Source organism: Ruegeria sp. BA2, from assembly GCF_056539605.1.
Genome location: NZ_JBQFVE010000028.1, coordinates 1 through 10,146 on the forward strand (window position 1 = coordinate 1; position 10,146 = coordinate 10,146).

Annotated in this window: 10 protein-coding genes; 3 read left to right on the plus strand and 7 right to left on the minus strand. The window is 55.2% G+C overall.

Features of this window, described 5'->3' with window-relative positions:
• Positions 1-196 precede the first annotated feature (196 nt).
• The 4 genes from ACR0NN_RS25020 to ACR0NN_RS25035 are packed head-to-tail and all read right to left on the minus strand — an operon-like array spanning position 197 to position 4,524.
• Positions 197-1,168, minus strand: coding sequence for a 2-hydroxyacid dehydrogenase (locus ACR0NN_RS25020; protein ID WP_170728021.1), 972 nt, complete (start codon positions 1,166-1,168; stop codon positions 197-199).
• Entirely contained in the window at positions 1,168-2,058 is an 891-nt protein-coding gene (gene sucD / locus ACR0NN_RS25025) for a succinate--CoA ligase subunit alpha (protein ID WP_170728022.1), read from the minus strand. The genes ACR0NN_RS25020 and sucD overlap by 1 nt, the downstream gene beginning before the upstream one ends.
• Complete coding sequence (locus ACR0NN_RS25030) at positions 2,058-3,254, minus strand: malate--CoA ligase subunit beta (RefSeq protein ID WP_170728023.1); 1,197 nt, start codon at positions 3,252-3,254, stop codon at positions 2,058-2,060. The genes sucD and ACR0NN_RS25030 overlap by 1 nt, the downstream gene beginning before the upstream one ends.
• 28 nt (positions 3,255-3,282) lie before the next feature.
• Entirely contained in the window at positions 3,283-4,524 is a 1,242-nt protein-coding gene (locus ACR0NN_RS25035) for a pyridoxal-phosphate-dependent aminotransferase family protein (protein WP_170728024.1), read from the minus strand.
• Between the two features lie 218 nt (positions 4,525-4,742).
• Here ACR0NN_RS25035 and ACR0NN_RS25040 point away from each other — a divergent pair, with 218 nt between their 5' ends.
• Together ACR0NN_RS25040 and ACR0NN_RS25045 are read left to right on the plus strand one after the other, a co-directional pair.
• Entirely contained in the window at positions 4,743-5,372 is a 630-nt protein-coding gene (locus ACR0NN_RS25040; RefSeq protein ID WP_170728025.1) for a response regulator transcription factor, read from the plus strand.
• A 667-nt stretch (positions 5,373-6,039) separates the two neighbouring features.
• Positions 6,040-8,064 (plus strand): adenylate/guanylate cyclase domain-containing protein, encoded by a 2,025-nt coding sequence (locus ACR0NN_RS25045; protein WP_480685845.1) that lies wholly within the window; start codon positions 6,040-6,042, stop codon positions 8,062-8,064.
• 323 nt (positions 8,065-8,387) lie between these two features.
• On the opposite strand, the gene ACR0NN_RS25050 is transcribed toward ACR0NN_RS25045, so the two are convergent.
• Together ACR0NN_RS25050 and ACR0NN_RS25055 are read right to left on the minus strand one after the other, a co-directional pair.
• The gene (locus ACR0NN_RS25050; protein ID WP_170728026.1) at positions 8,388-8,600 is read right to left on the minus strand and encodes a hypothetical protein; all 213 of its coding nucleotides are present in this window, start codon (positions 8,598-8,600) and stop codon (positions 8,388-8,390) included.
• 369 nt (positions 8,601-8,969) lie between these two features.
• Entirely contained in the window at positions 8,970-9,155 is a 186-nt protein-coding gene (locus ACR0NN_RS25055) for a hypothetical protein (protein WP_170728027.1), read from the minus strand.
• 57 nt (positions 9,156-9,212) lie between these two features.
• On the opposite strand from ACR0NN_RS25055, the gene ACR0NN_RS25060 reads away from it, so the two are divergent.
• Entirely contained in the window at positions 9,213-9,902 is a 690-nt protein-coding gene (locus ACR0NN_RS25060) for a hypothetical protein (RefSeq protein WP_170728028.1), read from the plus strand.
• A gap of 47 nt (positions 9,903-9,949) precedes the next feature.
• On the opposite strand, the gene ACR0NN_RS25065 is transcribed toward ACR0NN_RS25060, so the two are convergent.
• Positions 9,950-10,146 (minus strand): hypothetical protein (locus ACR0NN_RS25065; RefSeq protein WP_480685848.1); only part of this gene is annotated, 197 nt, incomplete at its 5' end.

Below are 10,146 nucleotides of genomic sequence, written 5' to 3' on the forward strand. Positions count from 1 at the left end.
ACTCGATCTCATCGCGTTGACGACCCAATTCGGACGTGATCGAGCCGAACAGCTCAGGGTCACGATCAGCAAGCGATTGGGTGAAGAAACCTTGGGTGCGTTGCGGGGCGTTCACGGATGCTATCTCCTTTACAAGGCAGACTGGCGCCCTTGTTCTGGCGCGTGGGAAATCAGTGCTTGTCAATGCAGGTTACGCTCAGATCACCTGATCCCGCGGAGTGCGGCCCGCAAAAAAGTCGCTCAGGTTATCCAAAACGCGGAACCCCATGGCTTCGCGCGCCTCGCGTGTAGCGCTACCCAGATGAGGCAACATCACCAGATTATCGCATTGCAACAGGTCCGGGCTGATCCGGGGTTCGCCGTCAAAGACATCCAGCGCCGCGCCGCCGATCGTGTCGAACATCAGCGACTGAACCAGAGCGCGCTCGTCCACAACTTCGCCGCGTGCGGTGTTTATAAGGAATGCGTCAGGCTTCATCAGGTCGAGCCTGCGCCCGTTGATCAGGTGCCGGTTCGTCGATCCTCCGGGGCAATGCAATGAGACGAAATCGCATTTTGGCAGCAGGTCATCTACCGATTCAACCTGCATTGCGTTGAACTGTTTCAGCACCTCGGCCGACACTGCGCTGCGGTTCTGGACCAGAATTTTCATGCCAAAGCCATGATGCGCGCGCCGCGCCATTTCCTGACCGATCCGTCCAAAGCCGATAATGCCAAGCGTCTTGCCGCTGACCTTCGTGCCGACAAGGTGGGTCGGACGCCAACCGGACCAATTACCAGCGCGCAATTCGCGTTCGCCTTCGCCAGCGCGACGGGCAACCATCAGCAGCAATGTCATGGCCAGATCGGCCGTACATTCGGACAAGACATCCGGTGTATTGGTCACGGTCATCCCAAGATTGCGCGCCGATGGTTCGCAGATATGGCTGTATCCCACGCCATAATTGGCCAGGATTTTGGTCTGGGCCCCCGGCACGTCTAGCGCCTCCGCGCTGAGCGAATCCGTGACCGTAGGCAGAACAGCGTCATAGAGTTTCAGAGCATCGCGGATTTCGGCCGGAGACATTGGTTTGTCCCCGGTATTTAGGACAGCGTTGTAGTGCTCGGTCAACTGCGCCTCGACGGCGGCAGGCCAACGACGGGTGACAAGAACCGAAGGCTTAACCATCACGCGGCCTTTCCCATGACACGGGCGATCGTTTCACCGATGACCGCAGGGTTTTCGGCAACTGTTACACCCGCTGCTGAAAGGATTTCGACTTTTTCTGACGCGCTTTCACCGAAGGCTGAGATGATCGCACCTGCATGGCCCATGGTTCGCCCTTTGGGTGCAGTCAGACCTGCGACATAAGCCACAACCGGCTTGGTGACATGATCGCGGATATATTCCGCCGCTTCAGCCTCTTGCGGCCCTCCGATCTCACCGATCATGGCGATAATCTCGGTGTCCTCATCCCGTTCAAAACGCTCGAGAATATCACGAAACGAAGACCCGTTGATTGGATCACCACCGATACCGACGCTGGTCGATACACCAATCCCGCGCTCTTTCAACTGTGCGGCAGCCTCATAGCCAAGCGTGCCCGAGCGGCCAATGATGCCGACACTGCCAGGCAGGTAGATGTGACTAGGCATGATGCCTAACAGTGCCTTACCGGGGCTGATTGTTCCGGCGCAGTTCGGGCCGGTCAGCACCATGCGTTTGTCCTTGGGATAGCGATACATGTATCGCTTAACGCGGATCATATCCTGAGCCGGGATGCCATCGGTGATACAAACGCAATAGCGGATACCTGCGTCGGCAGCTTCCATGATAGAATCCGCCGCAAAAGGGGGCGGTACAAACACAAGGCTTGCATCTGCATGCGTGGCTTCGACGGCCTCTTTCACGGTGTTGTAAACGGGCACGCCTTCAACGGTTTCTCCACCTTTGCCGGGGACAACACCGCCGACAACATTGGTGCCATATTCCAGCATATCCTTGGTGTGAAAACGAGCCATACGTCCGGTGATGCCTTGAACGATAACGCGGGATTCGCGGTCGAGGAGAATGCTCATTACACAGCCCTCATCTTGGTGTTTTGGGTCAGATCATTCTGCCAAGCGCCCACTGCCCGTTCAGCAGCTTCCATAAGCGTCGTAGCTCGAATGATAGGAAGGCCGGATTTGGCGAGTATCTTTTGGCCTTCTTTGACATTGGTTCCGGCAAGGCGTACTACGACGGGCAGGTCGATTTCCAATTCGCGTAGTGCCTGCACGACGCCTTCGGCAACCCAGTCGCAGCGGTTGATACCGGCAAAAATGTTGACCAACACCGCCTGAACGTTCTTATCCGATAAAACCAATCGGAATGCCTTAGTCACACGATCCGGCGAGGCTCCTCCGCCTATGTCAAGAAAGTTCGCGGGTTCCCCACCGGCCAGTTTGATGGTGTCCATTGTAGCCATCGCCAGCCCGGCACCGTTCACGATGCAACCGATATTGCCCTCGAGCCCCACATAGGACAGCCCCCGATCCGCAGCTCGGCTTTCGCGCGGGTCTTCCTGGCTCTTGTCGCGCAATTCAGAAATTTGAGGATGGCGAAACAGCGCGTTGTCATCAAAGCTCATCTTCGCGTCAAGTGCCAAGACGCGGTCATCGCGAGTGATGACCAATGGGTTGATTTCAACCATGGTCGCATCCAATTCGCTGAAGGCGGCATAGCAGCCCTGTAGCGTTCTGACCATTTGCTGCACTAGGCGAGGTTCAAGGCCCAGATTGAATGCGATCTCGCGGGCCTGAAACTCCTGCAGACCGACAGCAGGCTCTACGATCGAGCGCACAATGCTATCAGGACGATCCGCAGATATTTCCTCGATCTCCATTCCCCCTTCGGACGAGGCGACGATCATGACCCGCTGGCTAGAGCGGTCCAGGACGAAACCCAGATAGATCTCACGATCTATTGGCACTGCGGATTCGACATAGACACGATAGATGCCTTTACCCTCGGGGCCGGTCTGGTGCGTAACCAGTTTGCGGCCAAACATCTCGTCGCATGCTTCTTGGATTTCGTGTTCGCTGTTACAAAGTTTAACGCCACCTGCCTTGCCACGGCCGCCGGCATGGACCTGTGCTTTGACGATCCACTTGTCACCGCCCAATTCACGCGCGCGGTATGCGGCCTGTTCGGGGCTGTAGGCCAGCGCCCCCGAAGGGATGGCGACCCCAAAATTCGAAAGTACCTCTTTCGCCTGATACTCATGAATATCCATCTGCAATCCTCCCGTTCATGCAGTCCGATTAAGCGGCGATCGACGTGCCGTATCGGCTTTCGAGCAGCGCTTCTATCTCTTCAAAATCGACCTCGCCGCCCAGTTCCCGTATCGCTTCCGCAAACAGGTGCACGATTTGGCAGATAGCATTTCGATTCAATTGGTTGAGGATGCCAATGCGGATTTGCACTGGCGCGCTGAGTGTCGGCCAAATTCCGAACCCACGTGCCCTACAGTTCTGTACCAGTTCCATTTCTCGACCTGCTAAAGCAGGGGGAAGGTTCAGAACAACGAGGCTGGGCATGTCGGAAGTCACTTCGCAACCCATGGCGGTGACGGCATCGCGCAGCACGTTTTCATGGGTCCAGTATAAGTTCGACCGCTTGGCCATACCGTCCAATAGCGTTAGGCGTAGTGCCTCGTGGAAGGCAGCCACCGCATAGCCCGAATGTGTGCGGTGATATGTTCCTCTCTCGACATCCCGCCCATCAACGATACCCCAGTGCCGGGCTTCAAAAATCGGGTTGTGGACATATGAATATGCGCCGGTTGATCTGATCGTATCGATATAAGCGTCAGAAAAGCTGACAGGCGCGTAAGTCAATGGCAGACAACACAGACCTTTTTGTGGGCACGAGGCCCAACCTGCTACGCCGGGATAATCGTCAATTCTGAATTCATCAACGCCTAGCGACGAAACGGCATCAATCAGACCCATTGTGCCGTGACGTTCACAGGCATCCGAGAATCCGCGCAAATCGTTGATACGACCCGAACCCGTTTCCCAATGCGCCATGAACGCCCATTTGGGATTGTGTTCGGCCAGAGCGGCCTCAATCAATTCACCGGTTACCGACTGTCCGTGAGGAACTTCGATAACATTAACACTCGCAGCTTGCGGGTCTAGAGGATTGGCTGTGTGTTCTTCGGGGGTCGCAGCCTTGATCCGCAAGGTAAGGCTATCAATGCCCGAGAAGGTACCATTGGCGAAAGCCACAACCTTGTCACCCGGCATAACGGCCGAAAACATTGTGTCTAGCGCGCTCCAGCCCGTACCGGCGACAGCAAAGGTATAGGAGTTTTTTGTGCCCCAAATCTGTCGCAGCATATGTTTGCATTCGATCATTCCACGCAGAACGTCGTCCTGCATGTGGTCGGCGACACCTGCGTTCGCGAAGGCCTGCAAAACTCGGGCGTCTGTGTTGCCCGGACCCGGGCCAGCCGCCAGTGTCTCGGGGATTTCGAGCGTAGGGTAAATCTCGAAAGTCATTCGATCCTCCTTGATCGTCGGGGCACTCAATCACGCCTGAACATCACGTTGTGGATCAGAAAAGCGTTGCTTGCATCATCACGCAACGTAACTTACTACTGCTTTAGGGTATCAAAAAGTATGGGACAATTACTACCTATTTTGGCAAGAATACTAGCGTATACCAAGAAAGAGCCCATACTTATGGGTGGTATCTTGGAATTTTAGGTGTAAAATCAATGTCAGAGCTATCGCAGCAACCGATTGCCGTTATGCTTGCCGACAACAATCCACTGGTGTTGTCGGCCATGTCAGAGATTTTTGAACGCGATCCGCGATTCTCTCTGGTTGCTACATCTGCAACCGCCGAAGGGTTTTTGGGCGCGGTCATGCGGGTTCCGGTTCAAGTTTGTGTAATCGCGTGGAATTTGCCGGTCCTGGGTGCCGCCAAACTCATGGAGGTTTTACGCGAACAAGAAAACGCACCTCGTTTTGTCATTTATGGTGATGATTTCGGAGATGTTCCGCGCCTCGCTATGCAGGCTGGCGCGGCAGGGTTCGCTTCCCGGTCAGGAGAGGTTGAAGGACTGCTGGAAACTTGTGCGGACGTGGCGGCTGGCAAAATGGTGTTTCCGTTCATCGACGTGCGGAAAATGCAAAGAGATCCGATTCATACCTTGTCTCGCAAAGAACGTGCCATCCTGGAAGCGCTGGCAAAGGGCCTGTCTAACCGCGAACTCTCCAAAGAGTTGCAGATCTCTACAAACACGGTGAAGTTTCACCTGAGCAACATCTATGAGAAACTCTCAGTCAAAAATCGGGCGCAAGCGATTGCCTTTTATTACTCGTCGGGCCCGAAGTCAGACTAGTCGAATTGAGCCAGTAGATATGGTTTTCACACAGCCTGACGGTCTTCCGCCTTGAACCCGACGAAGCACATCGAGGGGCGGTGAACCACTTCACGATTGCCCCGGAATCAGCCGCGTTTGCCTTACCTCGCTTTTCTTATGGGATGAAAAGGGTGGCCAGCTTCGATCAAACTCGCGGCCGCGTATATTCGGTGCCCAGCCTCAGCGTTGGGGCAATTCTAAGGCTTCCAATCCAGTGACGTGTCGCAGTGGCAACTTAGAGAATGCTAAAAGCTTCGCGCGTTTTGTTTTGTGGTCGATGATATTGCGACCGGAGGCCAATTCACATGGCGATACCAATCCGGCATGTTGAGCAGAGCGGAAACTCTATGCTCGGGTGGCAGAAGGTGGGGGGCTGAGTAAAAATGGGGAGGGATTCTAGATCTAGCGGTCCGGGTCAAGGGGTCAGATCAATCTGGGAAAGCGTTAAAGGTCAAACGCGCCAAATTTTTATAGCGTGCCCGCTTTGGCAAAACCTGAGGCTTGCGCTTAACAGATGCGTGAGAATTCGGCACCACACCCAAGAAAGCTTTGCGCTCATCTCAGTCTCAATCCAATACTGATGTAAATGACTTGGATTTCGGAGATTTAGTTGCGATTTAGCGTGGGCATTGCGGTGTCAATTCTGGTGGCTGTGTCCATTGGGGTCTCGACCTTTATCGTCCATTCCCTGTGGTGGACGACGGCGCGCGACAACAGCCGTATGCTGGCGGCTGAAATCAACGGCCAGATTGCAAATACCGTCCGTATCGAGGTCGGCGTGACTCTTAGATCAGCCGAGGCTGCCTGGGCTGCCGTTCGCACCATCTTTGTCCAGAACGTCATCGCGACACGGCAAGCTGACAAGCGAGAGTTTGTGTTTTTGTCCCAACTGCAGGCGCAGCCAAATATCTCGTGGATGTTCTTTGGCTGGCCAGATGGAAACTTTTTCGCGTCTCATCGCCTGGGTGACGGCGGGCTTGAGATGATTGAGATCGACAGCGCGATCCGAGACCGCATGCTGCGTAAAGACCGCTACATCTTCATTCCCGGTGACATCCAGTTTGAAGAGCGGACCTTTACGGAAACAGCCTACGATCCGCGCGAACATGCCTGGTTTGAAAACTTCATGGGCCTCAGCTCTGCCGGTTGGATAGAAGTGCGAGACCTTCCCGATAGTGACAAAACCATTTACGCATATGCAGGTCCGATAGACGTCAACCGAACGCGGCAAGGGGTTCTGGCCGTCGCAATCGAAACGGACCGTTTGTCTCGCTTTCTTGCCACTCTGGCACCCGGGGAGTTCGGTGCGGCGTTCATTCTGAACGCCGATGGAAAAGTCATTGCAGTACCCGATGCCCAAGCGGATGAAACAACTCCGGCGCGCATGGGCGAGGGCAAGCTATATGAAGCGGCGATGATCTCGGGCGAGAGGCTGTTGGCTGACCCTGAAACAAATTCACCGGGCACGTTGACGAAGCGTATCGTCATCGACGGAGTGCCTTATGCGGTGGCCCTTACGCCCCTGGGGTTTTATGGCTGGCGCGTTGCCACCGTCATTCCTGAAGCGGCCTTTCTTTCGAGCATTGATGAAACGCTGATTAACCTGATTTACGTGTTGATCATTGTTGTGGTTGTTGCAACCGGACTGGCGATTTGGCTGATCCGCAGTATCGTGGCAAACCCGCTTTCCCGTATTGCCGAAGATCTGGGCAAAATCGAACGCTTTGACGTCGAGCGGATCGCACGTCGGCCTTCCAAACTGTCCGAGCTCGAAAATCTATCTGCAGCGACTGCAAGTATGGCTGCGGGACTGTCTGCCTTCCGGAAATACGTGCCCACCGATCTGGTGCGCATGCTGGTCGCAGAAGGTATCAAGACGCAGCCGGGTGGTGACGTGAAACAGATTTCAGTGCTGTTTTGCGATGTCACGGGGTTCACGGGAATGTCTGAAAAACTCGGCCCCAAAATTGTCCACTTGATGGAGCCATTTTTCAGCGCGGCCTCAGCGGCGATCATTCAAAACGGTGGCACGATTGATAAATTCATCGGTGACGCTGTAATGGCGTTTTGGGGCGCTCCGCGCAAAGATGCCAACCACGCAGTTCATGCCTGCCGCGCAGCGTTGGACCTTGTCGCTGCTGTGGACGCGTCTGGTATCAAAGATGAAGCTGGCAACCCCCTGCGCGTGAGGATCGGGCTAAATAGTGGCGATGCTTTGGTGGGAAATATCGGCTCAAAAGAACGACTAAATTACACAGCAATCGGAGATGTGGTGAACGTTGCGAGCCGATTGGAAGGCGCCAACAAAGACTATGGCACCTTGATCCTGATCGGGCCCGAGACGAGGCGCCAGGCGGCTGACGCCATAGTGGTTCGCGAGTTGGATACGGTGGCGGTATTTGGGCGCGCCGAGGAACTGGTGATTTATGAACTGATCGCGATGCAGGATGAGATTAAGGGATCTCTTGTTTGGATCAGACTTTACGAACAAGGCCTCAGGCACTATCGGGCAAAACAGTTTGAAAGAGCTATTTCCGCCTTCGAGGCTGCAGATCTAGCGCGAAATGGGGATCCTGCCTCGGTCGCGATGGCGGCTCGCGCCAAAAGCTTATTGGACAAGCCTCCGACAGAGGACTGGCGTGCCGTATCGAGAGCGCAAAAAAAGAGCTAGGCTGGGTCCCGAAACTCAATACATCGCACCGTTTTCCAAAAAAAATTTTTTGTTGGAACGAATAACGCAGGAAAATCAGTCGTCCTGAAATTGATAGCAGGAATGCTTCCATTGAGTCCAAATACAGAGGTGACAGACACCACCGACACGTATCTTGGCAAGAAGGAGGGAAGTTTAGAAAGCTGCATCGGGATAAGCGAGCGAACTTACAGCAAGTTTCTTTCGGAGCACTTAAACAAACGCTTGGATGCCCACGCTAGGAGCCACGGACGGCCTCAAGCGATAGGAAAGTCGTGTTCCAAGGCTGTCAGGGGCGTCGTCATTCATTCCTCCTTGATCTGGATGCAGATGACCGGTGTCCCGGCCAGCGTGCAGGTCTTCAGCTCGGTCCGGGCCGGGTCTAGCGTCAGCAAGGTCTGTTCCCCCTGGTCGATCCGCGTCAGGCCCAGTTCCGTCAGCTCCGAGCGTGTCAGTTGGACCTTCCAGAACCAGCTCGCGGCCAGCGGCCTTTCGGTTTCTGAGGGAACAGGACTCACCTAAACCCGCCTCAATTGCCGCATAGTCTGGATCAAATCCGGACCGAAGGGTGTTTGAAGTGGTGGAGGGCCTTTCACCCTCAGGGGCCGGGAAGAGGCCTCTGACGCGCACTTACTTACATTCGCACTGGTACTTTCGTCGAATTGGTCCCGACAGGTGTGTCCCGTGAAATGAGGAGTGGTGGTATTGTAGGTGCCACCTGCCGGGAAGTATGCGCCACCGGGGGAGGTTGACGCAGGGGTAAACTTTTTATGGGTCATGGCTGAACTCGATTCAACAACGCCGCCCGCAAAAGCCGTGCAATTACGACACCAGCGCAGCAACCGCTTAAAAAGGTGGCAACAAAGGCAATAGCGAGGGTCATCTCTTCACTCCGCTGCCAAGACTTCTGAGGGGAACGCGATTTCGGAAACCTCATCCAGACGCATGTTAATGCGTCCGATCCGGCGGCTGTAGAACTTCACCTCTTCATCCCAAGACGACAGGCGCGTTTCCAACCACATTCCGTATGCGTACTGATGGCTCTTTGTGGCGCGTTCTAGATCAGCAGTCAATCGGGTGCGCCCGACACAGCGCAATCTTCAACCACTGCGAAACAGGAGAAAATCGTTATGTTCGCAACAAATCAATCTGAAGGCTCACAAGGTCCATGGATGACATGGAGCAGCAACGGAAGCGCCGCAAAGGGGTTCTCGCCCAAGTCATGGATCATGCGCGGCAAGGACGCCAATGATCAGAAGTTTGAGCAGGTATTCGAAGGCTTCACAAACCCCTGTGTCTTCGACCTGGATAGCCTAAAATTAGGCTGGGAACAGGACGGAGCACAGGGTCAAGCGCCCGAACGACGGTATTCCTACCACTACTCGCAGGCCATGCCGCGCCCTGATGAGAGTAAAAAGCCAAATGGTGCTTTCACGTGGTCGAACTGCCTTCAGGTGCGGGTAGCCACCTCTCAAACACAGGCCGTCACCTGGAAGCAAGGCAGCTTTGGCGCGTATCAAGCGTTTGTAAAGCTGGCAAAACTGATCGAGGCACAGTGGGCTGAGCACAGCCAGAATGGCGTGCTTTTACCGGTCGTACAGATGACAGGCGTGGAAGAGCGCAGCTTGCAGAGCGGATCTACCAATATTCCGTTTTTGGAGATCGTGAAGTGGGCACCTCGCCCCGACATCCTGAAGGATGACGCCCCGCAGATCGCGGCGCAGCCCGCTCAGGCGTCCACACCGGCTCCGGCAGCGCAAGCACCGCCGCCAGCTGCACAGCCGGATAGCAGCGCTGTCAGCGCTGCTGGCGGCTTCTAAGCGCCCCAGGCGGTCCAGAATCCACTCAGACACCGCCCAGATCCCAATCAGTTTGGCTCTGGGATGATCACGCCGGGCGCGGTGACAATCATCGGCACGGTGTTTGCAGACCCTGACTCCTTCGGGGCAGGGACCGTGCAGCCGGGTCCGATCTGTCCGTCATCAAATGAAGTGGTCCGATTGAGCTGACAGCTTTCAGGTTGGTCTGGCTCATCGTTTGTGATCTTAGGCGGCGTGCCCGAGA

Bases quoted from the DNA above. Each gene is read 5' to 3' on its own strand.
- ACR0NN_RS25035 (WP_170728024.1), bottom strand. From the start codon at position 4,524: ATGACTTTCGAGATTTACCCTACGCTCGAAATCCCCGAGACACTGGCG.
- ACR0NN_RS25060 (WP_170728028.1), top strand. From the start codon at position 9,213: ATGTTCGCAACAAATCAATCTGAAGGCTCACAAGGTCCATGGATGACA.
- ACR0NN_RS25020 (WP_170728021.1), bottom strand. From the start codon at position 1,168: ATGGTTAAGCCTTCGGTTCTTGTCACCCGTCGTTGGCCTGCCGCCGTC.
- ACR0NN_RS25040 (WP_170728025.1), top strand. From the start codon at position 4,743: ATGTCAGAGCTATCGCAGCAACCGATTGCCGTTATGCTTGCCGACAAC.
- sucD (WP_170728022.1), bottom strand. From the start codon at position 2,058: ATGAGCATTCTCCTCGACCGCGAATCCCGCGTTATCGTTCAAGGCATC.
- ACR0NN_RS25030 (WP_170728023.1), bottom strand. From the start codon at position 3,254: ATGGATATTCATGAGTATCAGGCGAAAGAGGTACTTTCGAATTTTGGG.